Raw genomic sequence first — 26,292 nt, forward strand, 5'->3', positions numbered from 1 at the left:
CGATCGTTCATACGGCGTTTCACGCTATTACTTTGCCAGGTAACTTTTTACTTTCCCGAGGCGTTATGCGCTCCTTTCTTTTTGTTCCGGCTATCCGGCCTGAGCGTTTCGTCAAGGCGCTTGCTTCTGGCGCCGATGCAGTGATAGTGGATCTCGAAGATGCGGTTAGTGAAGCCGACAAGGAGGAGGCTCGCCGACATGTCGCCGATGCGGTGACAACGTTTGGCGCATCGTCTGCGCGTGTGTTGCTGCGCGTTAATGGTTTCGCTACGCCGTGGTTTGAGGAGGACCTGGCGTTGCTGGCGCGAGACGGTATCGACGGCGTCGTACTGCCGAAGGCGGAAAGCGCCTCGGCCCTCGAAGCCGTCGCGCATATGACCGCGAAACCGATTTTGCCGATCATCGAATCGGCTTTGGGCGTGTGGCAGGTACTCGAGGTGGCGAAGATGCCTGGCGTAGAGCGCCTTGTGTTCGGCTCGGTCGATTTCGAACTCGATCTGGATTGCTTCGGTTCCCGGGAGGCGCTGCTCTATGCGCGTTCGCGGGTCGTCCTTGCAGCGCGGGTCGCGGGTTTGTTGCCGCCGGTGGATGGAGTGACCGTCGCACTCGATGACATGGACCAGCTTGCAAGCGATTCATCGAATGCGCGAGGCCTCGGTTTCGGCGGCAAGCTCTGCATCCATCCGAAGCAGGTCCCACATGTCAACGCGGCTTTCAGCCCAAGTGAAGAAGATCTCGCGCAGGCTCGTGAGGTGGTTGAAGCGTTCGCGCGTGCAGGTGGCGGTGCGGTCTCGGTGAACGGCCGGATGGTGGATTTGCCTGTTCTCCTTAAAGCTCAGCGCCAGTTAGCGATGGTCCGGAACCCACCGGCAGGCAAGTAGAGCGTACACGCCTGATTCAACGACCGTGAGCGCCGCGCAGGACTGCTTCCTTTTCTGACGTGTTATGGCAGCCCTTGATGTAGGCCGCAATAATGGCTAGACCAATCGGTACTGTCAGGGCGAGGAACAATTCACCGAAACTCCACTTAAAGCTGAGAAGTACAGCACCGATGGATACGCCAAAGATCCCACCGAAGCGGCCGATTCCCGTCATCCAGCTCGTGCCTGTCGCCCGCATTTCGGTGCGGTAGTAGGTCGTGGCCATGACCGTCCAGCCCGTGTTCGCCGAGACGATGCAAAAGCCGAGCAGAAAGACGAGCGACATCATTGAGTACAGGCCTTGATCGACGTTCCCCAGCAGAACGGTGAAGACGCCCGCGGCCGCAAGCGCGGCCATCATCGCCTTGTGAGAACTGAACCGGTCCATTGCCCGTCCGATGGCAATGCTGCCGACGGCTCCTCCCACTTGAAACATGGCAATGGCCAGAGCCGCGTTAGCCAGACTGAAGTGGTTGTCTTTCATGATAAGCGGCAACCAACTGTTAAGGAAGTACACCGTCATCAGGTTCATGAACATGCCGACCCAAAGAGAGAACGTCGCGGCGGTGTGCGGCTTGCCGACGACGAGTCGGAGTGCCGCTTTGTTGGTCTGTTGGTGCTCGTGCACGATGAAGACCGTCGACGCGTCGGCTGTGCCCGTGGTAATGGCGTTGACAATGCGGATCAATTTCTTTTTGTCGTCTTGTTTGACCGCGACGAACCTGGCCGATTCCGGTAACAGAAAGAAGAGCAACGCTGCGAAGACAATCGGCACGATGCCGCCGGCGATCAGGATAGAAGTCCAGCCGTAATGCGGGATAAGCCAGTTGGCTAGAAAGCCCGCACTAGCAGCCCCGAGTGTGAATCCGCAGTAGACCACCATCACCGTCAACGACCGGTATTTTTTCGGCGCGTACTCAGCGGCGAGCGTGGCCGCGTTCGGCTGCGACGCCCCCAGACCCAGTCCTGTCAGAAAGCGGAGGATGGAGAGAGTCACGATGTTTGGCGAAAGCGCGGACGCGAGGGTCATTACGCCGAAAAAAAATACTGCGCCCATAATGACTTTGCGACGGCCAAGCTTGTCCGACAGCGGTCCTACGATCAGGGCGCCAACGGCGAGTCCGAGCAGACACATGCCGAAAACCGGGCCCATCGCTGCAGGCGAGATTTTCCATTCATCTACGACTACTGGGGCGATGAAGCCCATTACAACGACGTCGAAACCATCGAAAACGAGGATCGCGAAGCACAACAGCAATATCTTCCAGTGGAAGCCGCCGAAGGGTCGCGAGTCCAGAAACTCCTGTATGTCGAGTTGGTTGCCGCGTTTCAATTTTGTCTCAAAGTTATAGTTGTCAGCTATGCGCGCTCCAGACGATGCTTATAAGTACGCTACGGCCAGCCGCAGGTGCGGCCGGCCGTGGTGATTGCTCCGCCTGGAACGGCCGGGAGCATGAGACTTTAACTTAAACCGGATCCCAAGGCGTAAGTGTGAGCGACGGCACGTTCGGGAAGAAGCTCGATTCGAAGGCAGGCATGACCTGATCGGCGATCGATTCCGGTGTCCAGCCGGCTTCGCGGTGCAGAGAGCGCACCATCCGGATCTGATTGAAGAAATAGATCTCGTTCGCTCGAACACCGAAAATCTGCCCCGATACCTTTGCCGCACGGTCAGACGCCAGGTAGACGGCGAGCGGCGCGACCTTGCGGGACTCCATCTTTTTCATGATCTCGACACGGGCTTTCTGTTCCGGCGTTTCGGACGGAATCGAAGCGGTCATGGCAGTCCACGCCCACGGTGCAATGCAGTTCGATCGCACATTGAATTTCGCCATGTCGAGCGCTATCGACTTCGATAGACCCACGACCCCCATTTTGGCGGCCGAGTAGTTGGCCTGGCCGATATTGCCAATCAGACCGGAGGTGGATGTCATGTGGATGTAGCTGCCGCCGTTCTGCGCCTTGAAGTGCGGCGCGGCAGCTCTTGCCACAAAAAACGAGCCGTTCAGATGTACGTCCACGACGGCCTTCCATTCTTCCGGGCTCATGTTGAAGAACATCCGGTCGCGCACGATACCGGCGTTGTTGACCACGCAATCGATCCGCCCGAAAGTGTTCAGCGCGGCCTGCACGATTTTTTGTGCCGACTCCCATTCGGCGACGCTATCGGTAGCGGCCACGGCCTGCCCACCAGCTTCCTTGATTTCCGCCACGACTCGATCCGCCGCGAACTCGCCGCTCTGCGCGTGCCGCCCCAGATCGTTGACCACCACCTTCGCGCCAGCCGCCGCGAACTGAAGCGCGAAGTCGCGCCCGATGCCGGCTCCGGCTCCCGTCACGACCACAACCTTATCCTTCACGATATCGCTCACCGTCGTCTCCATTCGTTAGGCGTTGATGTAGAAAGTTAGTGCGCCTATAATAACAAAACTGAACATCGTTGCATATTATGAACGTAACGCGACTCGGGTACGAGCCGCAAGGAGACCCGCAAATGAGTTATCCAGAGAGCTGGAGCGTGCCGGACCACGTGCCGCATGAGCTGGTGGTGGATTTTGATTATATGAATCCGGCGGGCGCCACCGATGACGTTCATCTCGCATGGAAGGCTTTGCACCGGGGCCCCGACATAGTCTGGTCTCCCTACTATGGCGGGCACTGGATCGCGACGCGTGGGGAAGACATCGAGGCGATGCAGAAGGACCATACGCATTTCTCGCATCGCAGCGTCAATATTCCGTCTTTGGAGCAGACGCAGCTGGTGCCCCTTGAGCTCGATCCGCCCGAGCATACTGCTTACCGGAATCTGATTTCGCCTTCGTTTCTGCCCAAAGCAATCGCGTCCGTCGAAGAGGACGCACGAAGCCTCGCAGTGGAGTTGATTGAAAAGCTGGCGCCACGTGGTGAATGTGAGTTCGTTTCCGAGTTCGCAAAGATCTTGCCCATCGTGATTTTCCTGCGTCTTGCCGACCTTCCGCTGGGTGACCGCGAACGGCTGCTCGAATGGGCCGAGATGGCGGTGCGTGGCACGGTCGATGAGCGGCTCGAATCGCAGAATCTGCTCGGCGGCTACATCTCGAAGTGGGTGGCTGAACGGCAAGCCAACCCGAGCGCGGATCTGGTCAGTCTGATTGCGAATGGAAAGATCGACGGCGAGCCAATGCGCCCCGAGCGCATGTTCGGCATGTTCATCGTCGTGCTTTTCGGCGGCCTCGATACTGTCGCGTCTCTAATGGGTTTCGTGGCCCGTTTTCTGGCAGAAAGCCCGGGCCACCGGCGGCAACTCATCGAGCATCCTGAACTGATGATTTCATCTGTTGACGAACTGATTCGCCGGTTCGGTGTGGCGAATACGGCGAGGGTCGTCACTGAAGACATCGATTACAAGGGTGTTACGCTGAAGAAGGGCGATCAGATCCAGTTGCCCAACTCGTTGTTCGGCCTGGATGATCGCAAGTTTGCCAATCCGCTCCAGGTCGACCTGACGCGCAAACCGGTGCTGCACGCGGCATTCGGAAATGGGCCGCATCGGTGTCCCGGATCGTTTCTTGCGCGCACTGAGATCAAGGTATTTTTGCAGGAGTGGTTGAAGCGGATTCCCGATTTCAGTATTCGTGACGGTGACAAACCACGGTGTGGCTCGGGCGCGGTGAACGGCATGCTGTATCTGCCGCTGACCTGGAAAGTCGGAACCTGAGTCTCCTCAATCAATAGCAGATCGACAACTATGAAACAGTGGCAATGTATCTTCTGTGGCTTTTTCTATGACGAAGCGGTCGGGCTCCCTGCTGAAGGTTTTCCGGCTGGTACGCGCTGGGCTGACATTCCAGACGACTGGGCTTGCCCGGAATGCGGTGCGGGGAAGGGCGACTTCATCATGATCGAGGTTTGATTCGGGGCCGCGGCTAACACCAGATGCAGCCCTTAATGGCCGATATCGACACCGGTCCCGTGCGCTACGCTTGTGTCGACGGCGTTGCAACGATCACGATCGACTCTCCGCCAGTTAATGCGTTAAGCGTTGCGGTGCGATCGGATTTGTTGCGAGCCTTCACACAGGCTCGAGCGGATGAAAATGCGCGAGCTGTCATCTTTACCGGCCGTGGCAAAGGCTTTTGCGCGGGAGGCGATATCCGCGAATTTGGGACGCCTGCGGCGGCCGCACCGCCCGGACTGTCGATGCATGTTCACCCGATGATCGAGTCGATGAACAAACCTGTCATTGCCGCCATACACGGCATGGCGGTGGGTGGCGGGCTGGAGACGGCGCTGGTATGTCACTATCGCGTCGTCGAGGCCGACGCCAGGGTTGGTCTGCCAGAAGTCGGACTTGGCACCATTCCGCTGTCGGGCACGCAACGCATGCCGCGAGCGTTGGACCTCCGGCGCGCCATCGAGATGATTCTGTCGGCTCGCATGGAACCGGCGTCGGCATTTGCGGGAACCGCCTTGTTCGATCGGATCGTCGGACACGGTCAGGCTTTGACCTCGGCTGTGCAGCTGGCGCATGCGCTGGTCGAGTGCAATGACATTTCGCTACCGCTGATCCGCCATCTCCCGGTCGTTACAAACCAGACTGCAAAGGTGCTTGAAGAGGCACGCGCGTATCTCATCGGGCAAGGGGTTGGAAGCGCCGTGCATGCGCAGGCACTTGCGGCGATCGGCGCTGCCGTAGAAGGTGTCGACTTCGAAGCGGGGATGAAAACGGCGCGGGCCATTTACGACGCGTTAATGGCTTCGGATGAAGTGCGCATTCAACGCGAGCGCTTTCTCAATCGAAGGTGAGGCGCGCCCGTCAGGCGCCGTCAGAAAGAAATCACGCCAAACTTGGCTGACGCAGCAGCATCGAAGCGTAATGCGGACCCAGTCCGATGGATCGATCCGCATTACGGTAACCGGTGCAAGCCTATCGGCGAGCGCAGCTCAGGCCCGCTCGAACAGAGCGGCCAAACCCTGGCCACCACCGATGCACATCGCCTCGAGACCATAGCGGCCTTTGCGACGTTGCAACTCGAAGAGCAGAGTGGTCATCATCCGAACACCTGTCGCGCCGATCGGATGGCCCAGCGAGATGCCAGACCCATTGACGTTCAACCGGTCCGGATCGTTCCATTCCCATCCCTTGAGCACGGCAAGCACCTGGCAGGCGAATGCTTCATTCAGTTCGACCAGATCCATCTGATCGATCGACAACCCGGTCCGCGTCATCAGTTTCTGAACGGCGGCCACTGGACCAATGCCCATACGTGACGGCTCGCAACCCGCTGCGGCCCAGCCGTTGAACCAGGCCATCGGCTCCAGACCCAGTGCTTCGAGCTTGTCTTCGCTGACCACAAGACAGGCGGCTGCCGCATCGTTCTGCTGGCTGGAATTACCCGCTGTGACGGTGCCTCCGGGTATTAGCGTGCGCAGCTTGCCGAGGCTGTCCATGCTCGCGTCTTCGCGGAATCCTTCGTCTTTGTCGAAGAGCTGGGGGGCGCCTTTTTTTTGCGGGACCAAGACCGGTACGATTTCATCGGCCATGCAACCCGACGCCCACGCTTGGGCCGCGCGCCGATGGCTGCGCACCGCGTATTCGTCCGCCTGCTCTCGGCTGATGTGATAGTCGTTGGCGAGATTCTCGGCCGTTTCGATCATGCCCGAGATGTGACCGAAACGCTCCTCTGGCTGTGAGCGTTCGCGACCGCGCGCGAGCCGATCGTGAAACTGCACCGAACCCGCGCGTGCGCCCCAACGCATGTCGGTGCTGTAGTACTCGATATTGCTCATACTCTCTACCCCGCCTGCGAGCACAACGTCGGCGGCACCTGTCTGGACCATCATCGCTGCCGTAGCGAGCGCCTGGAGTCCGCCGCCGCATCGGCGGTCGAGTTGCATGCCGGGCACCTGCACCGGCAAGCCTGCCTGCAATGCGATCCAGCGCCCGACGCACGGCGTTTCGCTGTTGGCGTAAGACTGCGCGAACACTACGTCATCGATGCGAGCGGGATCGAGCCCGCTACGCTTCAAGACCTCTTTGGTAACCAGAGCGCCGAGCTCTTCGACCGCCACGCTGCGCAAACTGCCGCCGAAAGTGCCGACCGGCGTTCGTACTGGAGAGACAATCGCTGCGCGTTTCATAGGATTCTCTTCAAATGGGATGGAAGCCGCTGGCTGGCATCACGTCTGGCCGGTGGCTGCGGGTTGGACGATGGAAGTCAGCCGGACCCGCTGGTGGCATGTTCAAGGGTGGCCCGGTAGTCAGGATGAGCAATCGCCAGAAGGCGCTCGCGTCGCTGTTTCAGACTGAGTCCCCGCAAGTCGGCTACGCCATATTCGGTCACGATGATGCCGGCGTCGCTTCGCGGCGTGCTGACCGGCCCACTGAGTGCCGACACAATCCGGCTTGCGCCTTTGGCTGCCGTCGAAGGCAGGGCGATCACCGGCAGTCCGCCGTTGGCGAGCCGTGCTCCGCGCAGGAAGTCGAGCGCGCCGCCGACGGCGCCAACGTACCTGCCGCCGGCGACTTCCGCATTGATCTGCCCGCTCAGGTCAACTTCCAGTGCAGAATTGATCGCAACAAAGCGGTCGATGCGGGCTAGCACGTCGACATCGTGCGTATAGCTCGTCGAGCGAAATTGCACCTTGCGGTTGCGATGCGAAAAATCGTGAATGCGGCGGCTGCCCATCATGACGCCTGCAACCGTGACGCCTCTGTCCACGTCTTTTAGCGCATTATTGATAACGCCAGCCTCCATCAGATCGGCAACCTTGTCGCCTATCGTGCCGGAGTGGACACCCAGATTTCGGCGGTCCGACAGATGCCCCAGAACGGCTTCGGGAATCGCGCCGAGACCGAACTGAAGCGTTGAGCCGTCTTCAATCCAGCCGGCGATATGGCCGGCTATTGCCCGTTCGATGTCGCCCGCTTTGGCTGGTGCATTTTCGAGTGGCGCGCGCGAGGTCGGCAGGATGAAGTCGAGGTCGTCGTCGCGAAGATAACGCTCGCCGTACGTCCATGGTGCCTGTTCGTTGATCTCGGCGACGATCACACGGGCGGTATCGAGTGCCGGGATCAGATACTCATGCGCGATCGACAGACTATATCGGCCCTCGGCGTCGGGCGGCGCGAGTTGCAACAGCAGCACGTCTACCTTGAGCGCGCCCGAGCGGATCATTTGCGGAAACTGCGAGTAGTGGCACGGCAGCACATCGAGTGCGTCCGCGTGCGCCAGTGCCCGGTTCGCGCCGGCTCCGCAGTACGAAACGAAGTCGATGCAGTCGGCGTGGACCGGCTGGCAGGTGTCGGTGGTGCTCGCCCCCAGGAACACGCGGAAACGACCGATTTGCCGCCGCTGGGCGATGAGAGCCTGCGTCAACGGCACCGGTTCGGCGTTTGCCTGGCCCCACATGACGGTGTCGCCAGGGCGAACGATGGACGCGAAATCGATCGTGTCCGGTTGCAGGAGCGAGGGCATGACGTTACGCCTTGGTTCTTGGGTTCTGCGTGCGGACAGCACCGGCATGATCCAGCGCGGCGATGTATTCGGCGCTGTAACCCAGGGCCCCGAGAATCTCTGCCGTATGCTCACCGATGGCCGGGATCGACAGGGAGGGTTTTGCCGGATCGCGTTGGAATCGAATCGCGCTTGCGATGTGCTGGCGGCCCGCCGCGTCCATTCTCACCATCTGACGAGCGCGAGCCTGTGGATGGGAGAGCGCCTCACGCAGCGACAGCACCGGTGCGAAACTGACGCGACGTCCTTGTAACCACTCGAGCCATTCGTTCAACGTGCGCGTCAGGAAAACCTCGGTGAGGAACGCGCGCAGGCCGGCCTGCGCTTCGCCTGTCGGCCCGACTGCGACGGGGATCAGGTCGGGCCGGCCGAGGGGCGTCAGCAGGTTGGTTGCAAAGTCGAGTTCGCGCCCGCCTAGGCAAAGCCATTGCGAATCGGCTGTCCGGTACGCCGCAAGCAGTGCGATCGCATTGTCGCCATGCGCAGCCTCGACATCGTGTCCGTCGACAGGGTTGAGCGCGTGGCCAGTCAGGTGGGGTTGTGCCGTCAGCGCCGCGTCGTAGAGCGATATATCCACGAAGTCCCCACGACCCGTTTCGCGCGCATGTAACAACGCCATCAGCACTGCGGACAAGGCCGTCAATGAACCTGCCAGAGCGGCGAGCGATGCGCCCGACGTGACGGGCGCGCCGCGTTCGTCGCGCGGCAGCGTTCCCGCAATGGCCTGTATGACGGGGTCGTGCGCCGGTACCCGCGAAAGCGGGCCGGTTTGACCGAAAGCGGTCAAGGAGCAATAAACAAGGCGGGGATTTGTGCGGCAAACGGTGTCGTAGTCGATGCCAAGACGCGCCGCGACTCCGGGCCGCGACGATTCGATCACGATGTCGGCCTTGTCGATCAGTTTCAGCGCGATAGCGAGTCCGTCGGCATGTTTCAGATCCAGCGCGATGCTCCGCTTGCCGCGATTGAGCGCGACAAAAAACTCGCTGTCCGACTCTAACGAACCGCGCGCCGCATCTCCATTCAGCGGTTCTATCTTGATAACGTCGGCGCCATGATCGGCAAGGTTTGATGCGAGCATGGGCCCGGGCATGAATTGCGAGAGATCGACGACGCGAACCCCGGCAAGCTTCATGCTGCAGGCACCTCGAAGGGGAAGTTACGCTGCGCGATGTCAGCCGCCTGCCGCATGATTCTCGCGATCAGTTCGGCACAGGTCGGCAAATCGTGGATCAGGCCAGTCACCATCCCGGCCGGAAACGCGCCGCCTTCGATGTCGCCGCTTGCAAAGGCATCCATCCAACGGTTCGCACCGGTCAGTGCATACAGATCGGCGTGAGTGATACCACCGGCCCGCTCCAGTTCAACCGCAGCGAGGCTGACGCTGTTTTTTATCACGCGGCTCGAGTCGCCGAGCGTGCGTCCGACCAGCAAGGTGTCGCGCTCGGTCGCTTCCAGCAGGCGCTGCTTGATTGCCGCGTGGACATGCGATTCCTGCGTGAGCATAAAGCGTGTGCCCATGTTGATGCCGTCCGCGCCGAGCGCGAGCGCAGCCATCAGACCTCGGCCGTCGGCGAATCCACCCGACGCGAGCAAGGGAATCTTCAACTTGTCGGCAGCGGCGGGGATCAGGATCAGTCCGGGAATATCATCTTCCCCTGGATGCCCCGCACATTCGAAGCCGTCGATACTGACCGCGTCCGCGCCGAGCGACTCGGCTTTCAGTGCGTGCCGCACGGTGACGCACTTGTGGATCACCTTGACACCGCTAGCCTTGAACATGGCGATGTACTTCGCGGGGTTACTGCCAGCGGTTTCGACGACTGACACACCTCGCTCGACGATCGTGCGCACATAGCCGTCGTAGTCGAGCCCGGCGTTGCTGCCGAGCACGGTCAGATTCACGCCGAACGGCTTGTCGCTGAGTGCTCGCACCTGGTCGATTTCTCGAGCCAGTGCATCCGCGTTCGCATGCGTGTGGGCGGAAATGAAGCCGAGCCCGCCGGCATTGCCGACCGCCGCCGCGAGTTCCGCACGAGCTACCCAACGCATGCCACCCTGGATGATCGGGTAATCGATGCCAAGCAATTCGGTGATACGATTTTTCTGAGAGTTCATGGCGGCGAGCCGGGTTGGCGAATGACTGGTTAAGAACGAATCGATCGAAGCATGAGCCTCAGCCGACCCGCGCAAGGGCACTTTCAAACACGCGCATAGTTTTCAGCGATGGGTGAACACAGGCTTGCGTTTTTCCGCGAATGCGGCCATGCCTTCCTTGCGGTCTTCGGTTGCGAAGGTTGCATATGCCATGCGTCGTTCGAACAGGATGCCTTCGGCGAGACTCGATTCATACGCGCGATTGACGCATTCCTTCGCCATCGCAACCACGGGTTGCGAAAATCGGCTGATCGTTTCCGCCGTTTTCAACGCTTCGTCGAGCAACTCGTCGAGAGGCACAACGCGACTGACGAGGCCACAGCGTTCGGCTTCGATGGCGTCCATCTTGCGGCCCGTCAGTATCATCTCCATGGCCTTCGATTTACCGAGTGCGCGGGTGAGACGTTGTGTTCCGCCTGCGCCCGGAATGGTCGCTAGCGTAATTTCCGGCAACGCGAAGCGGGCATTGTCGGCAGCGAGAATGAAGTCGCACATCATGGCCAATTCGCAACCGCCGCCTAATGCGAGGCCGGCCACCGCGGCGATAACCGGCTTCCGGCAGCGCGCAGTGCGCTCCCAGTTGGACGTGATGAACTGTCTTTTGAATACGTCCATGTAAGTCCAGTCGCTCATCATCTTGATATCGGCGCCCGCGGCAAACGCCTTCTCGTTGCCGGTCAGCACGATCGCACCGATCGCTTCGTCAGCTTCGAATCCATCGAGTGCGGTGGTCAATTCGTCCATCAGGAGGTTGTTCAGCGCGTTGTACGCCTGCGGTCGGTTAAGCGTGATGAAGCCGACTGCGCCGCGCGTTTCGACGATGATAGTTTCGTAGCCCATAAGTCTTCCTTGCACGAATACAAACGAACACATACGCCGTCCGGTGACTGCCGGGCCACGGCGCGGTGGCTTTGCGCACCAGCTTGTGCGGCTGCATCGCCGTACCGAACTGTCGGCGCCGAGGTGAATCAGGCTTGTCCGTAAATTGAACGGTGTTTATAATTGTGAATGCGCGGCGAGGCTTTGTCAATTGAGCTTCGGGTCGGCGCTCCATCAAAAGACGCAAGGAGGCACAGAATGACCACACGCCATGAAGACGGGCAAATTCGCGTGGAGCAGCGCGGCCATGTTCTGTTGATCGGCATTGACCGTCCGGAAAAGCGCAATGGCTTTACCCCCAAGATGTTCGAGGAACTGGCCAAGGCGTACACGCTTCTCGAGACGAGTCCCGACATTTTCTGTGGACTGGTCTATGCCGAGGGCGATCATTTCACTGCCGGCCTCGATATGCCGAAGATCGCGCCGCTACGCCGCGAGGGTAAACCGCTACTTCCCATCGGCGAAGTCGACCCGTTCAATCTGCGCGAACCACTGCGCAAGAAGCCCGTCGTGATTGCGCTGAAGGGAATCTGCTTCACGGTGGCCGTTGAGCTGATGCTAGCATCTGAAGTGGCCGTGGCAGCAGACAACTGCCGCTTTTCGCAGCTCGAAGTCAAGCGCGGCATCATGGCTGGCTGCGGCGCGACGATACGGATGGTGGATCGCGCGGGGTGGGGCAACGCGATGAAAATCCTGCTTACGGGTGACGAATTTACGGCACAGGAAGCTTATCGTATGAACTTCGTTCAGGAAGTGGTGCCGGCGGGCGAAGAATTTAAGCAGGCGCTGGAGATCGCGGAACGCATTGCCGCGCAGGCACCGTTGGCCGTGCAGGCGACCATGGCAAATGCTCGGCTATCGCTAGGCTCGGGCTGGCAAGACGCCTATTCCACGATCCAGGTGACCCAGCAATTTCTTTACAACACGCAGGATGCTAAAGAGGGTGTCCAGTCGTTTGTCGAAAAGCGCGCTGCCAAATTCAGCGGGTGCTAGCGAAACGACCTGCGCGATACATGGCGCGCGATGGACCGGGCTTTCATGCGCCACGAGTTCTATAGGTAGCTACTCCCGGCGTCGCGTTTGGAATGAATTCAATGGAACGATTCGATATGAAGCAAGGTGCGTTGTCGGGGATTCGCGTGCTCGATCTGAGCCGCATCCTCGCAGGGCCATGGGGCGCGCAGATGCTGGCGGACTTGGGAGCAGATGTGATCAAGGTCGAACGACCGGGCAAGGGCGATGACTCACGCCAGTTCGGTCCTCCGTTCCTGAAGGACCGCGACGGTAACGACACGCGTGAATCGACTTTCTTTATCAGCGCGAACCGAGGTAAGAAGTCCATCACCTGCGACATTGCGACGCCCGAAGGGCAGGCGCTGATCCGGTCGCTTGCGGCAAAATGCGATGTGCTACTGGAGAACTACAAGGTTGGGGACCTGAAACGATATGGCCTCGATTATGAGAGTCTCAAGCCTGTCAATCCGCGCCTCGTCTACTGTTCGATCACGGGCTTTGGCCAGACGGGGCCCTACAGCCCGCGTCCGGGCTACGATTCGATTTTCCAGGCAATGGGCGGCCTGATGAGCATCACGGGTAATGGCGACGACGTGCCGGGTGGTGGCCCGATGAAGACGGGCCCAAGTCTCGCGGATATCATTTGCGGGCAATACGCAGCGTCAGCGATTGTGGCGGCGCTCTATCGGCGCGACGCCGGTGGCGCGCCAAGTGGAGAAGGGCAATACATCGACCTCTCCTTGCTGGATTCGATGATCGCCGCGACCTCGCACTATGCCAGCCAGTATCTGGTATCCGGCGAAATCCCGATCCGGCGCGGAACTGAAGGTAACGGCGGCATGCCCTCACGCATGTTTCGATGCGCGGACCGCGACATCATGATTGTCGCCGGCAATAACGAACAGTATGCGCGGCTATGCCAGGTGTTGGGTCGTCCGGAACTCGCTACAGATGCGCGTTTTGGCGAAATCGCGCTACGGGTGAGGAACCGCCGGGCACTCGGAGAGGTATTCGAGCCGCTGATCGCGCAGTGGCAGAGCGACGAGTTGCTGGTTGCGCTGGACGCCGCAGGCGTCCCGGCAGGCCCAATCAACAACCTGCAGCAGGTCTTCGCCGATCCGCACGTTCAGGCGCGAGGCATGTGCGTGGAAGCCACGCATCCGCTGTCGGACGACGCGGTGAGGATGGTCGCTAATCCGGTGAAGATGTCAGGTACGCCGATTGATTCTTATACCGCTCCTCCTACGCTCGGCCAGCATACCGATTCCGTGCTGAGCGAGCTGTTGGAGATGTCGCCTGCGGATATCGGCACATTGCGTGAGCGCAAGATCATTTAAGCCCAATGCCTGACGCTGCCATCAAGCGCTGGTGGCGGCTCTGAGCAGCTCAAAAAATGGCCCTGACTTCTTGCGGGAAGTCAGGGCCAAACTCATCGCACTCTCGCGAAGTTCGATGGAGGAGAACGCGGTGTCCTGATTGTGCGCTCATTCACGGCAGCGGCCTGGGACAAGCCGCGAATGCCTTCTTGGCCGCAGCTATGGCGCAAACCCCTGCGTGCCTTCGATACCGATGCGCCACGCAAAATCAACGATCCTTGCACTTTGCCGCTGCTTCATGTGTGGCAAGACAGCTTGCAGCGCATCTAAAGCATCGACTGCCCGCCATCGACATTGATGGTCTGACCCGTGACATAACCGGCACTCTCGCTGCATAGAAATGCAACTACACGTCCAATATCTTTCTCGGGATCGCCGAAACGACCCACTGCAATCTCCGACAGATAGCGCGCGCACTCAGTGGGGTTCGCCTCCAGATATGCACTCGCAGCGGGGGTCAGCGCGGCGGGGCACACCACGTTGATCGTGATGCCATGAACGCCCCATTCGCGGGCAGCGACCCGCGACAAGCCGCGAATGCCTTCTTTGGCCGCGGCGTATGGCGCAAACCCCTGCGTGCCTTCGATACCCGTGCGCGACGCGAAGTTGACGATCCTGCCACTTCGCTGCTGCTTCATGTGTGGCAAGACAGCCTGCATGAAGTACAGCGTGCCATAAAGGCCGGATTCGAGCGTCTCGCGCCAGTTTTCATCGGTGACTTCTTCCAGAGGCACGCCCGGAGTGCTGCTTTGCGCATTATTGACAAGCGCGTCGATACGCCCGAAATGCTTGATGGCAAGGGCGACTGTATTTTCTGCGTCAGCGCGTCTGCGCGTATCGCCAGGCACCACGAGCACCCCCACGCCAAGTGCCTCCAGTGTGCTTTGCGCGTCTCGAAGCTTCGTTTCGGTGCGCCCGGTCAGAACAAGGTTCGTGCTGTCCATTGCCAACGCACGCGCTATGCCGAGCCCTAACCCTTGTCCGCCGCCCGTTACGATGGCAACCCGGTCCTGTATTCCACTCATGAACGAACTCCTTGGTCTCGTATCGATTGAAAATGCGCTCACGGTGCGGATCGACCCGGCTAACCAGTCGCAGCATTGGTAAAACATGTTTGTGAACGTCGTTCAATTATATAATAAGTAGAGACAAGGCTTGCCAAAATTATTTCGGATCGTGGAAGAATAAACTGTGCTAAACCGGCGTCCGACGTGAGACTATGTGAATGGTTCATTTATAATGGACTCAAATTAAATGGAAGGGGAGTGATATGTCGAAAGAAATCCTGGCGCCAGCAGACAGAGATGTCACCGGACCGCGTTCGCTGACTCGCCTGCTTGGACTGTTCGACGTACTAGCGAAAGCGCCAGACGGGATGTCGCTGGCTGAACTGAACGTTGCGTTGGAGTCGCCGAAAAGCAGCTTGCTGAACTTGCTGCGCCCTCTTGTCGCCGAGGGGTTTCTGATGCACGACGTGGGCCGTTACCGGCTGGGACCGTCCATTTTCCGGCTTTCCGCGAACGTGATGGCGGTATGGAATTTTTCGAAAATGCTGCGTCCGTTTCTTGTCGAGTTGTCGGAGCGCACTCAGGAAACGGTCTATATCGGCGTGCTCGATGCGGAGCAAAAGGTCATAACGTATGTCGATGTCATTGAAAGTGCACAGTCTGTTCGGTATTCGATGATCGTCGGGATGCGTCGCCCGCTGTATTGCACGGCCGCCGGGCGCGTTCTGCTGGCCTACCAGTCCGAGGAGTTCCTTGCCGAGTATCTTCGGACGGTCAAGCTCGAGCGGCACACGGAACAAACGACAGTCAACAAGAAGGTTTTGCGCGAGGAGCTGCAAAGCATCGTTGAGACGGGATTGTCGGTCAGCCGCGGCGAACTGCTGCCTGACTCGGCAGGGTTGTCGGCACCGATTTTTGGACCCAACGGCAATGTGATTGCGGCAATGGCGGTCGGCGCGCCTCTGGAGCGGTTCGACCGGCAACGAAAGAGCCTGGAGGAACATATGCTCGCCGTTGCGCAACGCGCCTCGGCATTGAGCGGAGCGAACGAGGACGAGTAACCAGGCTCGCGCGAGACGTCTTTGGCGGATTCCTGTTGCGGCCGCCAATTTCAGTCAAGCATTTACCGAACGCGTGCCGGGCCACTCACCCCTGCGCCGTCAAGGGCGCGGGACCGACGGCCCGGTCCGCGACGGCGCGGCAACACGTAAGCAATGGCGAGTCCCGCCAGCGCACTGCCTGCGACGTACCCAAACACTGCAACGTAGCTTTGCGCAGTTGGAAACGACGCACCGCCTTCGTTCACGGATGCGCCCTGCAGCAGCGTGAATACAGCTTGGGCACCGACCGCGAAAAAACACGAAAAGAATACGTAGAGCAGACCAGTCGCCTCGCCGGTCTGTTCGGCTGGAGCTGCTTCAATAATCAGGTTGTAGACAGCGGTGTGCGCGAAGGCCAGGCCAAACGAGCACAGCATTGCGCCGGGAACGAACAGCAATAGATTGCTGCGAAGCAGGATCAGGCTGGTCCAGGTAATCACTAGCATGGTCATGCCGATCAATGCAGCACGACGGGCTTCGTGGTGAGCGGCGATGCGTCCACTCCACGGGCTGGCAATCATCGCGCCAGAGTTGATGGTGAACATCAGTAGTCCCGCCTGGGTTGCGGTCAGCCCGAAGCCAGCATGCGTCCAGGCTGGTTGCTGTAATAGCATGGAGAAGACTTGACCCAGTTGCATCGCTCCGATGGCGATGCACATCATGCAGACGTTTGCGAGAATCACCTGGCGTTTCGCCAAAATGCGGATATTGATAAGTGGATTCGTCACCCTGCGCTGGTCTCTCGCCCAAAGCCACAGCACCACCAGGCTTGCTATCAGGATGCCCCAGATACGCGGATCCATGATTCCCCATACGTGGACCTGCTGAACGGCGAACAGAATCGCGCATAACGCCGGTGCGAAGGCAAGGCCTCGCACGAAATTGATTCTTTCGCTGACCCTGCGCGACGATTCTGGCACCCATAGACGTACCGCTGCGATCGTGATCGCACACAAAGCCACTTTGAGCCAGAAGCCACCCTGCCACGAGTAGTGATCGACCACAATGCCGGCACAAATATAGACCAATCCGGCCGACACCATACCTGCCGCGCTGATCAACCCAACGGCAGACGGTATTTGTCGGGAAGGCAGGTTTTCTCGGACGAGTCCCATAGAAAGCGGCGTGATGCCGGATGCGATCGACTGCATGACGCAGCCCGCGATCAACACGGCGATGCTTTTTTGCGCGCACGCCGCCACCAAGCCCCCTGCGGCCGCGACAACCAGCACGATGAGCAGAACGCGCCGGTAGCCGAGCAGGTCGCCAAGCCGCCCACAGATCGCCGCGAAGACCGCCGCGCCGAGCCAGTAGGCTGTGACGGTCCAGCCCACCGAGGCCGACCCGGGAAAAACCCTGTAGAGAGTGACGAGCATCGTGTAGATCACCGTGATGCCGGACGATGCCGCGACTGCCGACATCAGCACTGCAACCATGAACCGGCGCCGCGTGCCCTCGGTAAGGGGCGCGCGCGGGAACGATTGCGGCGTTGTATCGGCGTGCATAAGGCGTCTCCCTGCGATCGAGTTTCACGTATCATCTCATAGTTGAACGGTGTGCGTATAATTGTTATTGCGGCGGATGGTCGAGCCGCCTTTGCGCTGCTACGGATTGTTTTTTGCCGATATCGATCCGGTATCACGATTTCTCGTTTCGATATGGAGGTTTGTGTGTCGATTGCGTGCGCCGATACTTCATTCAACGGCGCGGCTCTCATCGCTCGTTCCATAAACAGGAGACTTCTTCATGCAGACTTATCAAGGAAAGATCTACGACGCCGATACACACTTCTATGAAGTGGAGGATGCGTTCAGCCGCTATCTGCCGGAAAAATTCAAGAAAGAATGGGGATTCACAAGCCGTGTTACCCCCGAAGGCAATCGCTGCATGTACGTCGGCGATCGCAAGGTCGAGATCAGCGAAGGCTACACTTCGGCCGAAGGACTTGTACCGCCTCCGGGGAAGCTCCACGAATGGCTGCGAGCCATGAAGGACGGTAAGGATAACGTTGAAATGCGGGTTCAGCCCACGCCCGACATGTTCAATCGCGACGCGCGTCTGCAAAAGATGGATGAGTTCGGCGTTGAGGCCTGCACGATGTATGTCGGAGAAATGGTTGCATGCATCTCGTACCTGAGCGAACCGGTGGCAGCCAATGCCGTCTTGCACGCATACAACCGCTGGATGCTCGACGATTGGGGCTTCAGCTATAAAGAGCGCATCTACAGCACCCCGATCGTCACGCTCGACGATCTCGACGCGGCTGTTGCCGAGGCGAAATGGCTCGTGGCGAACGGCGTGCGCGTGATCCTGATGCCGATGGGGCCGTTCGGCGGACGCGCACCCGCCGATCCCTATTTTGATCCGTACTGGGCGATTCTTAACGAAGCAGGCGTGCGCGTCACGTTCCACGTTTCCGAAGCGATTTACATGAAGGACCACATGGCTGTGTGGGGCGAGCCGGTGCAGCAATCGCGTCAGCGCCAGACTGCATTCGTGTGGATGCACGGTTATGGTGAGCGCCCTGTAGTGGAAACGCTGTCGTCGTTCATCTTCTACAATTTCTTCGAGCGCTTTCCTAACGTAAAGCTGTGCAGTGCGGAAAATGGCGCTGAATGGGTGCCGTCGATGCTGGTGAAGATGGACAAATGCCGCGGAATGTCGAAAAACGGTTACTGGCCTTGCGGTCAACTGAAGAGCCGGCCGAGCCAGATATTCAAGGAGAACGTCTTCGTGGTAGCGTATCCGGAAGATGATCTTGCGCAGATCGTCGCGCAAACGGGGTCGGCGGACTATCTGCTGATGGGTTCCGACTATCCGCATGCAGAAGGCGTGCCCGAACCGAAGGATTTCGCGCGTGAGGCTTGCGAGCCGTTGTCCGCAACGGACACTCAAAAAATCATGTATGACAACGGACGCCGGTTCATCCCGGCCCGGGCCTAACCGTCCGGATGTTTCAGTAGTGAAGAGGCGCGTATCAGACGCGCCTCGAGCGGTTTTTTGTTCGACCCGTAACGACAGACGCGACAGCGGGTGAGCTTGCGACATCCCGCGCGTGCACGTCACTCTGGACAGGCTAGCCATGAACTTACTGGATTATCAGGCGTTGCTGCTCGAGCGCGATGGTGGGATTCTCACCGTCACGCTCAACCGGCCCGACACTTTGAACGCCTTCGACGAACAGATGGATATCGAAATGTCGCGGCTCTTCGGGGATGTTGCGGACGATCCGCAAACGCGGGTGGTCGTGCTCACCGGCGCGGGCCGCGCATTCAGTGCGGGCGGCGATATCGAACACATGCAGCAAGTCATTGACGATCAGTCGTTGTTTCTCGCCGGCATGCAGCGCGCCAAGAAAATCATCTTTTCGATGCTCGACTGCCCGAAACCGGTGATCGCGAAGATCAATGGCCATGCAGTTGGACTCGGGGCGACCATCGCGCTGTTCGCTGATCTGAGTTATGCAGCGAACCACGCGAAAATCGGCGATCCGCATGTGAAGGTCGGTTTCGTTGCCGGAGACGGCGGCGCTGTAATCTGGCCGCAACTGATCGGCTACGCGAAGGCCAAGGAGTACCTGCTGACCGGCGATCTGCTCGGAGCTGAAGAGGCGGCTCGTCTCGGATTGATCAATCGTGCCGTTCCCGCAGACGAGCTCGACGCGGTCGTCGATGCAATGGCGAAGCGCCTGGCGACGGGTGCGTCGCAAGCCATTCAGTGGACTAAGACATCGATCAATATCGGTCTGAAACAGCTTGCACATTCGATACTCGACGCGTCGATCGCATACGAGGCCTTGTCGAATCAGACCGAAGACCACCAGGAAGCGGTGAACGCGTTTCGCGAAAAGCGTGATCCGGTATTCAAGGGCCGCTAAGTCGTGTTCGCCCGGCTGTCGCGCACAGCCTGTTGAAAGAGGAGTGCTTAGATGCAACGCGTAGTTGTGGTTAGTGGAGGGTTCGGAACGCTCGGTCGGGCCGTCGGCAACGCATTTGCAGCCAACGGCTGGAGTGTCGCCCTGCTGGATCGGGCGCCGGCGCCTGACGCATTCACCCAGGACGGGCAATGGCTGCTCGGCGATGTCGATCTGACCGATCTGGGCAGTGCGCAAAAGGCCATGTTGTCGGTGGTCGAGCGTGTCGGACCTTTGAACGCATTGATCAACGTGGCCGGCGGTTTTCGCTGGGAAACATTGGCGGATAGCAACCTGGAGACATGGGATGTGATGTATCAGATGAATGTGCGTACGTCTGTGACCGCGTCCAGAGCGGCTTTAGAGCATTTCGCGAATGGAGCGCAAGGCGCACGCATCGTCAATATTGGTGCCGGCGCTGCACTGCGGGCCGGCACGGGCACGGGTGCCTATGCGGCGTCGAAGGCCGGCGTGCTGCGCTTCACCGAGGCACTCGCCGACGAAGTCAAGGATCGCGGTATGACTGTCAATGCAGTCCTTCCGGGTGTCATCGATACGCCGCAAAATCGTAAGGACATGCCCGATGCGGATTTCTCGCGCTGGGTGCAGCCGGCCGATATCGCAGCCGTCATTCTCTTCCTCACATCACCTGACGCATCCGCTGTGACTGGCGCATCGATTCCGGTTACCGGGCGTTTGTAAGTGAGTCGCCGCTGAACCGCCTTTACTATGGCATGTCTTGTCGTTGCAGCAAAGGCGCGTTCTATCGTCATCCGCCAGTGACTACCCCGACACATTCGACGGGCTGCGGCCTCGCGAGACAGGCAGTCAACCAGGCGCACTGCCGGAGTCTTCTGGACGCCGGCAGATTCGCGTCGGAGAGAGCACTGCTCGGATCAGGTCAGGTGGCCCAGTGAATCCGTGCTGAACCCGAGGAAGGGTTCGCCCAGACGTGCGCGACGGGCCCAGTTAGCATCGTGCAGCAATGACCGCCCCACGCCGACCAGATCGAACTCGTTGCGCATGAAGCGATCGAGCAATGGCGTAAGGTCGGGCTGCGCTACCGTTTCCGCGCCGGCCATGGAGTCATAGTAGCCCTTATTGATCCCAATGCCGCCTACGGTCATCGAGAGCTTGCCAGTCACCTTCTTTGCCCAGCCGGCAAGATTCATATCAGAGCCTTCGAACTCTGCGCGATTGAAATACCGTGTGCTCGCTTCGAAAATATCGACGCCGGCCTCGGCGAGCGGCGTGAGAATCCGTTCGAGTTCTTCGGGCGTGCTAGCGAGACGTGCCTTGAAATCCTGCTGTTTCCACTGTGAAAAGCGGAAACTTATAGGCATTGTTTCGCCGAGCTCCGCGCGGATTTCGCGGACGACCTCTGCAGCGAAGCGGCTCCTCGCGACCAGGTCCTTACCCCACGCATCTGCGCGTCTATTGGTCTCGCTCCACAGGAACGAATCGATCAGGTAACCGTGACCGCCATGAAGGGCAATTCCGTCGAATCCGGCGGTTTTTGCATACGACGCGCTTCGGCGATAGGCGGCAATGACGTCGGCGATCTCCTCATCAGTCATTGGGCGGGTGGCGGGCTGCACTCGATCGAGATAGCCAGCGTCGAGTGACGTCAGGCCTCCCCGTGGTCCCCATAGGCCGGACGGCCGCATTGGGGCAGCAGAGGGGACGGGGCCGGTATGAGCTTCTTTCATCGGACCCATGTGCCACAGTTGGGGAAAAATCACACCGCCGCACGCGTGAACCGCATCGGTCACAAGCCGCCATGCGTCGACCGATTCGGGCCCCGTCAGCGTGGGAATTGAATTCTCGCCGAGTCCGGCTTCGCCAAGCGCCGACGGATGATCGATCCCGACACCTTCAGTAATGATGAGTCCCGTCTCGCCCTCAGCGCGCCTCTGATAGTACGAAGCGACATCGGGCCCTGGCAGTCCGTCAGGAGAAAAGCCGCGTGTCATCGGTGACATGACGACGCGATTTGCCAGCGTGATTCCGCGGACCGACAGTGGCGCAAATAGTGGTGCTGTGATCACCTTTGTCTCCGTGCGTATAGTTGACTTGCATGCGGATAATGATACGCTACATTTTTATGGTGAAACAGCGTCTCGTGCCATGCACAAGACATGAAAAGACGACGCATATAGAGGACTATATCAATGCAAACCCACGTCACTGCGGTTGCCCAACTTGAGCAGGATGACGACGATCAGATTCCCGAGGGGTTCCAACTGATGCCGATGTTCGGCCCGTTCCATGAACTCGTCGGCGCGATCTGGTACAAGAAAAGCGAGCGTGGGCACGTCGTCGGGATGCGCATGCGCGAGAAACATCGCAACCTTGGGCAGATGATGCATGGCGGGATGGTCTGCATGTTGGCGGACACCGCCATCACATGGGCGAGCAAATATTCGCGCCAACCCCCACTCAAGGTGTTGACGACCAATCTGACGGTCAATTTTTTGGGTGGCGCTCAGCCCGGCGACTGGGTCGAAGCGCATGTGGATGTGCTTCGGTCCGGTAAGCGCGTGGTCTTTTCAGACTGTCTGATCTGGGCGAACGGTCAGCGTATCGCTCAGGCCTCAGCACAATTCCAGGTAATGGAGCAGATGGATGGGTAGAGCGGCTTCAGTCTCTAGGCCCGTGGCTGGTGGGCCTCGCCGGGCCCTGTGTACCTCCAGGCAGACAGCAGCAGCCGCTGGATGTGTGCGGCGCGCTGCTCGCGGTGTGCGCGCGTAGTCGGAATGCCCATCAACACTTCCGTGCTGCCGGCCACTAGCGTAAGCAGGTCACGGGCAGCAGCGGGTGCGTCCTGGACGCTGATCGTGCCACAGCGGGCGGCGCAGGCGAGGAAGTCCGCGACCGGTTCGAGCATCTCGTTCACGTATCGAACGAACCCATTCGCCACGTCCGGAAAGCGATTCGATTCTCCGACTACGACACGAGTGATTTCAATCGTGTCCGTGGTCGCCATATGCTCAGTCAATGTGCGCAAAAGGAGCGACAACGTCTTCTCGAACTCACGAGACGGTTTCAGCAACTGCTCGATCCTGCCGCGTAAATCCTCCATACCATGCGAGATCGCGGCGCGAAACAGATCCTCTTTCGTGCCGAATTGCCGGTAGACCGTTGTTTTGCTGATTCCCGCCCGAGCGGCTATTTCTTCCACTCTGGCTGCACCAAATCCTTCTGCGCGAAAAATCTGCGTCGCTGCGCTCAGCAGTCTTTCGCGCAGTTCGGCGGCGGCGTCCTGGGTAGGCCGGCCTGCAGCCCGTGGAGTGGCTGTAGCAGTCGCGGCGTCGACTGAAGGTGCGGGTGCAGCGTGGAGTGCCGGAGATTTAGCCATGGGCAGCTAGCGACCAGGGAGAAAGTGAAAGTGTACTCACCTCCCTGCCAGTTCGCCAGTAGGGCCGACCTAAGGCTATTCGAGCGCGACGTGCGGCATCTCCCCGGAAATGCGACGGTGCGTCGGGCGAATCAGGACAAGCAGCGGAATGACAGCCAGCGTGGCCCATAGCATCAGCTTGAACGCATCGATGTGCGCGATCATCGAAGCCTGTTGCGTGATGATTGCATCAAGCGTCGCCATCGAGGCTTGGGAAGAAACGTCGAACTGTTGCCGCAGCACCGGATTAAATGCCGTCACTTGTTCCGCAAGTGCAGCATGAGAAACTTGAGTATTGCGAGTCACGACCGACTGCACAAGGGAGATGCCGATGCTGCTGCCGAGGTTGCGCATCAGGCTGTAAATTGCCGTGCCGTCAGCACGGAGTTGCGGCGCCAATGTCGAGAACGATGCCGCACTCAGCGGCACAAACACCAAACCCAAACCGAAGCCTTGAATCAGCCCGGGCCAGACAATATCGGAGCGTGCCAGCACGATGGTGTATTGCGTCATCTGCCATAGCGAAAACGCGGATACGGCGAAGCCACATAGCAATGAAAGCCGCAGATCGACTTTGCCGACGAGGCGTCCGGCGATGAGCATCGCGATCATCGTACCGAAACCGCCTGGCGCGGTGACGAGACCGGTCGTCGCGACAGGATAGTTCATGAGATTTTGCAGCATGGGCGGAATCAGCGCACGGGTGGCGTAGAGCACCGCACCGATTACGAAGATGAAGCCGATGCCGGTGGCAAAGTTGCGATCCCACAGCAATTGGTAGCGAAAGAACGATCGCGGACCAGCGGTTGCAGTGTGCACGATGAAAAACGCAAATGCGATCGCTGCAATCAGGGCTTCGATGCGAATTTCCAGCGAGCCGAACCAGTCGAGCTGACCGCCGCGATCGAGCATTGCCTGGAAAGCGCCAATCGCCACCCCCAGCGTGATGAAACCGACGAAATCGAAGCTGCGCTTCTGGCGATCATCGCGAGCCGGGAGCGAGACCAGGATGCCGGCTAGAGCGAGTAAGCCAACGGGCAGGTTGATGAAGAATACCCAGCGCCAGTTATAGCTGTCCGTGAGCCATCCGCCGAGAGTCGGGCCGATGATTGGGCCGATCATTACGCCCATGCCCCACACAGACATCGCCTGACCCTGCTTTTCGCGTGGATTGATATCGAGCAGGATCGATTGCGCGAGGGGCACCAGCGCAGCCCCAAACACGCCTTGCAGCACGCGTGACAGGACGATCTGCTGAAGTGAAGCGGAGATGCCGCACAGTCCTGAGGCGATCGTGAACCCGGCAATGGAAACGACGAGCAGATGCTTCAAACCAAGGCGGTCGGTGAACCAGCCGGTGAGCGGCGTGGCGATCGCCGCCGCGACAATGTACGACGTAAGAACCCAGACGATCTCGTCCTGCGACGCCGCCAGTGCACCCTGCATGTGCGGCAGGGCGACGTTGGCAATCGTGCTGTCGAGCGTTTGCAGCAGCGTGGCCAGCATGATCGACACCGTGATAATGCGACGATTCTTTACGGGTCCTTTTTCAACGTTCACGGTGTCTGCTGGTATCGCGTCTACCGAAGGGTTGTGCATTGATCGTGGCGCGGCCGGTGCTGAGATAGGTGAGTGAATTTGCACTGGCTGAACCGTCAGACCTCGATCATGCCGCGAACGTATGATTCCATCGTGCCGGCACACGAAAGTTTGTCCTCACCTTCTTCGAGATCCGCGTAACGGCCGACCTGCCTGATGAGCGGTCCTCGCAAACCGTCTGTGTCGCCTTGGGGGGAGAAGTCGACTGTCACCTTGTCGCCCGTGATGAATCCGCCCCAGTACCCTTCGGCAAGCAGATCGAAGAACGCAAAGCGGCCTTCGACAACTCCAGTTCCATCGGCGGGATTGAGTAATTTTTCGCCTGCCTTATCGAGCACGAACGGAACGATCCACGGACAGATCGCGAAGCCTTGCGCCACGTCCGACCATGGGCCGGTGCCGATCATTTCCGACATGCCATAGCTGTTCTGGACGTTCTCCGACTTGATGCCGTAAAAGTCGATGATCTGCTGGCGGAAATCCGCAGGCGCTTGTGTGCCTTTCAATCCGCCGCCTGTGGTGATGACCGTTTCCGGATGACAGATGCCGTGCGCAACGCCACGCCGGCGCGCGAAATCGACCAGCGTCCAGTGCAGCGACCAGTTGCCCTGCACAAGCACAGGTGCATCGCGGTGAGCGAGCAGTTTGTCCAGAAAGCGGTCGATCATCGCGCCTGTGTGTCGCTGACGCTGTGCAGCCTGCTCCTGAAACGCCGCGATCGCACTCGGCTTCGCGCTGCCATCTGCGAGCGCGCGACGCATGCGGCCCATCTCGATCGTCGAGGATGCCAGCACCGGATCGTCAAACATCAACGTACTTTCACTGCCGAGTTGTGTAGCCGCGCTCAGGACTGGACCGATATGACGATGAGCACCACTTGGCGGCATCATCAGAAACACCGGACGCTTGCCAAAGTCCCGCTCGATCAGCTTGTTGCCGTACAAGCCAAGCTTCACGCACGTCGCCGTCACGCGGTCCATGTCCGCGCGGGTCTGGCTGATAAAACTGCATTTGCCGGAGGTGCCGCTAGAGCTGAACACATAGTGGCCGGCGCCGCGCAGACGTTCCATCCAGCTATCGACGTTGTCGACGCCATCCACATCGACGTCGACCACGGGGCGGCTCGTCAGTGTTTGCAGCCACGTATTCAAGTGTTTCCATCGGCCGCTCTCAACGAACTGCTCCGGGTAGCTCTTGTAAATCTGGTGCGCGAACAGCAGCGGGACCATATCCGCCTCAGTGCGGACGTCATCGATGCCCATGTCGGCTGCTCGACGGTTCAGAAGCTTGATCTGTTGCCGGCGCTCGGCAAAGCGCTCGCGCATGGCCGCCAGTTGAAGCGCTCGCAGATTGTCGGGGTGGTGGCGAAACGGATCGACATGCTGTTCAAGAAGGTCGTAAAAGCGGTCGACGGTAGACATGGCGTTTCCTAAG

24 protein-coding genes are annotated in these 26,292 nt (G+C 59.5%); 11 read left to right on the forward strand and 13 right to left on the reverse strand.

All coding sequences use genetic code 11. From position 1 onward, the window contains the following. Nucleotides 1–65: 65 nt before the first annotated feature. Nucleotides 66–881 (forward strand): CoA ester lyase, encoded by an 816-nt coding sequence (locus B0G69_RS36485; RefSeq protein ID WP_121324910.1) that lies wholly within the window; start codon nt 66–68, stop codon nt 879–881. Nucleotides 882–897: 16 nt separating this feature from the next. On the opposite strand, the gene B0G69_RS36490 is transcribed toward B0G69_RS36485, so the two are convergent. Both B0G69_RS36490 and B0G69_RS36495 read right to left on the reverse strand, forming a co-directional pair. After that, entirely contained in the window at nt 898–2,253 is a 1,356-nt protein-coding gene (locus B0G69_RS36490; RefSeq protein ID WP_121324911.1) for an MFS transporter, read from the reverse strand. Between the two features lie 133 nt (nt 2,254–2,386). Further along, nucleotides 2,387–3,292 carry an SDR family NAD(P)-dependent oxidoreductase gene (locus tag B0G69_RS36495; protein WP_121325132.1) on the reverse strand — a complete coding sequence of 302 codons (906 nt, stop codon included), beginning with the start codon at nt 3,290–3,292 and terminating at the stop codon, nt 2,387–2,389. 122 nt (nt 3,293–3,414) lie between these two features. Between B0G69_RS36495 and B0G69_RS36500 the strand changes: the two genes are divergently transcribed. Genes B0G69_RS36500 through B0G69_RS36510 form a run of 3 tightly spaced genes read left to right on the forward strand, consistent with a single transcriptional unit; the run spans nt 3,415 to nt 5,705 of the window. Further along, a complete protein-coding gene (locus B0G69_RS36500; RefSeq protein ID WP_121324912.1) occupies nt 3,415–4,617 on the forward strand; it encodes a cytochrome P450 in 1,203 nt (400 codons plus the stop codon). Between the two features lie 30 nt (nt 4,618–4,647). Continuing rightward, nucleotides 4,648–4,812 (forward strand): rubredoxin, encoded by a 165-nt coding sequence (locus B0G69_RS36505; RefSeq protein ID WP_121324913.1) that lies wholly within the window; start codon nt 4,648–4,650, stop codon nt 4,810–4,812. Between the two features lie 35 nt (nt 4,813–4,847). Beyond that, entirely contained in the window at nt 4,848–5,705 is an 858-nt protein-coding gene (locus B0G69_RS36510; protein WP_121324914.1) for an enoyl-CoA hydratase/isomerase family protein, read from the forward strand. 138 nt (nt 5,706–5,843) lie between these two features. On the opposite strand, the gene B0G69_RS36515 is transcribed toward B0G69_RS36510, so the two are convergent. The 5 genes from B0G69_RS36515 to B0G69_RS36535 form a co-directional block, all read right to left on the reverse strand. Continuing rightward, the gene (locus B0G69_RS36515; protein WP_121324915.1) at nt 5,844–7,040 is read right to left on the reverse strand and encodes an acetyl-CoA C-acetyltransferase; all 1,197 of its coding nucleotides are present in this window, start codon (nt 7,038–7,040) and stop codon (nt 5,844–5,846) included. Between the two features lie 77 nt (nt 7,041–7,117). After that, nucleotides 7,118–8,377 (reverse strand): acetyl-CoA hydrolase/transferase C-terminal domain-containing protein, encoded by a 1,260-nt coding sequence (locus tag B0G69_RS36520; RefSeq protein WP_121324916.1) that lies wholly within the window; start codon nt 8,375–8,377, stop codon nt 7,118–7,120. 4 nt (nt 8,378–8,381) lie between these two features. Then, on the reverse strand, nt 8,382–9,551 hold the full coding sequence (locus B0G69_RS36525) for a CaiB/BaiF CoA-transferase family protein (RefSeq protein WP_121324917.1): 1,170 nt from the start codon (nt 9,549–9,551) through the stop codon (nt 8,382–8,384). Next, nucleotides 9,548–10,534, reverse strand: a complete 987-nt coding sequence (locus B0G69_RS36530; RefSeq protein ID WP_121324918.1) for a nitronate monooxygenase — start codon at nt 10,532–10,534, stop codon at nt 9,548–9,550. Before B0G69_RS36530 ends, B0G69_RS36525 begins: the two co-directional genes overlap by 4 nt. A 102-nt stretch (nt 10,535–10,636) precedes the next feature. Next, nucleotides 10,637–11,413 carry an enoyl-CoA hydratase gene (locus tag B0G69_RS36535; RefSeq protein WP_121324919.1) on the reverse strand — a complete coding sequence of 259 codons (777 nt, stop codon included), beginning with the start codon at nt 11,411–11,413 and terminating at the stop codon, nt 10,637–10,639. Nucleotides 11,414–11,650: 237 nt separating this feature from the next. Between B0G69_RS36535 and B0G69_RS36540 the strand changes: the two genes are divergently transcribed. Together B0G69_RS36540 and B0G69_RS36545 are read left to right on the forward strand one after the other, a co-directional pair. Next, the gene (locus B0G69_RS36540; RefSeq protein ID WP_121324920.1) at nt 11,651–12,445 is read left to right on the forward strand and encodes a crotonase/enoyl-CoA hydratase family protein; all 795 of its coding nucleotides are present in this window, start codon (nt 11,651–11,653) and stop codon (nt 12,443–12,445) included. A 116-nt stretch (nt 12,446–12,561) separates the two neighbouring features. Continuing rightward, complete coding sequence (locus tag B0G69_RS36545) at nt 12,562–13,803, forward strand: CaiB/BaiF CoA-transferase family protein (protein ID WP_121325133.1); 1,242 nt, start codon at nt 12,562–12,564, stop codon at nt 13,801–13,803. A gap of 305 nt (nt 13,804–14,108) precedes the next feature. Here the strand turns inward: B0G69_RS36545 and B0G69_RS36550 are convergent, their stop codons facing one another. Next, nucleotides 14,109–14,867, reverse strand: coding sequence for an SDR family NAD(P)-dependent oxidoreductase (locus tag B0G69_RS36550; protein WP_121324921.1), 759 nt, complete (start codon nt 14,865–14,867; stop codon nt 14,109–14,111). A 245-nt stretch (nt 14,868–15,112) separates the two neighbouring features. Here B0G69_RS36550 and B0G69_RS36555 point away from each other — a divergent pair, with 245 nt between their 5' ends. Beyond that, entirely contained in the window at nt 15,113–15,910 is a 798-nt protein-coding gene (locus B0G69_RS36555; RefSeq protein ID WP_121324922.1) for an IclR family transcriptional regulator, read from the forward strand. A 62-nt stretch (nt 15,911–15,972) separates the two neighbouring features. Here the strand turns inward: B0G69_RS36555 and B0G69_RS36560 are convergent, their stop codons facing one another. Further along, a complete protein-coding gene (locus B0G69_RS36560; RefSeq protein WP_241991659.1) occupies nt 15,973–17,454 on the reverse strand; it encodes an MFS transporter in 1,482 nt (493 codons plus the stop codon). A gap of 241 nt (nt 17,455–17,695) precedes the next feature. Between B0G69_RS36560 and B0G69_RS36565 the strand changes: the two genes are divergently transcribed. The 3 genes from B0G69_RS36565 (at nt 17,696) to B0G69_RS36575 (ending at nt 20,564) form a co-directional block, all read left to right on the forward strand. Next, entirely contained in the window at nt 17,696–18,892 is a 1,197-nt protein-coding gene (locus B0G69_RS36565) for an amidohydrolase family protein (protein WP_121324923.1), read from the forward strand. 139 nt (nt 18,893–19,031) lie between these two features. Then, the gene (locus B0G69_RS36570; RefSeq protein WP_121324924.1) at nt 19,032–19,826 is read left to right on the forward strand and encodes an enoyl-CoA hydratase-related protein; all 795 of its coding nucleotides are present in this window, start codon (nt 19,032–19,034) and stop codon (nt 19,824–19,826) included. A 51-nt stretch (nt 19,827–19,877) separates the two neighbouring features. Further along, nucleotides 19,878–20,564: an SDR family NAD(P)-dependent oxidoreductase gene (locus B0G69_RS36575; protein WP_121324925.1), complete on the forward strand. Its 687-nt coding sequence runs from the start codon at nt 19,878–19,880 to the stop codon at nt 20,562–20,564. 194 nt (nt 20,565–20,758) lie between these two features. Here B0G69_RS36575 and B0G69_RS36580 read toward each other — a convergent pair whose 3' ends face one another. Next, on the reverse strand, nt 20,759–21,910 hold the full coding sequence (locus B0G69_RS36580; RefSeq protein ID WP_121324926.1) for an NADH:flavin oxidoreductase: 1,152 nt from the start codon (nt 21,908–21,910) through the stop codon (nt 20,759–20,761). A gap of 123 nt (nt 21,911–22,033) precedes the next feature. Between B0G69_RS36580 and B0G69_RS36585 the strand changes: the two genes are divergently transcribed. After that, nucleotides 22,034–22,495 carry a PaaI family thioesterase gene (locus tag B0G69_RS36585; RefSeq protein ID WP_121324927.1) on the forward strand — a complete coding sequence of 154 codons (462 nt, stop codon included), beginning with the start codon at nt 22,034–22,036 and terminating at the stop codon, nt 22,493–22,495. Between the two features lie 14 nt (nt 22,496–22,509). Here B0G69_RS36585 and B0G69_RS36590 read toward each other — a convergent pair whose 3' ends face one another. From B0G69_RS36590 to B0G69_RS36600, 3 genes are all read right to left on the reverse strand, one after another. Further along, nucleotides 22,510–23,109 (reverse strand): TetR/AcrR family transcriptional regulator, encoded by a 600-nt coding sequence (locus tag B0G69_RS36590; protein ID WP_277873618.1) that lies wholly within the window; start codon nt 23,107–23,109, stop codon nt 22,510–22,512. Nucleotides 23,110–23,295: 186 nt separating this feature from the next. Beyond that, complete coding sequence (locus tag B0G69_RS36595) at nt 23,296–24,819, reverse strand: MDR family MFS transporter (RefSeq protein ID WP_277873609.1); 1,524 nt, start codon at nt 24,817–24,819, stop codon at nt 23,296–23,298. A gap of 95 nt (nt 24,820–24,914) precedes the next feature. Further along, entirely contained in the window at nt 24,915–26,279 is a 1,365-nt protein-coding gene (locus B0G69_RS36600; RefSeq protein ID WP_121324929.1) for a hypothetical protein, read from the reverse strand. Between the last annotated feature and the right edge of the window lie 13 nt (nt 26,280–26,292).

Origin of the sequence: Paraburkholderia sp. RAU2J (assembly GCF_003634845.1) — a bacterium.
Taxonomy (GTDB): Bacteria; Pseudomonadota; Gammaproteobacteria; order Burkholderiales; family Burkholderiaceae; genus Paraburkholderia; species Paraburkholderia fynbosensis.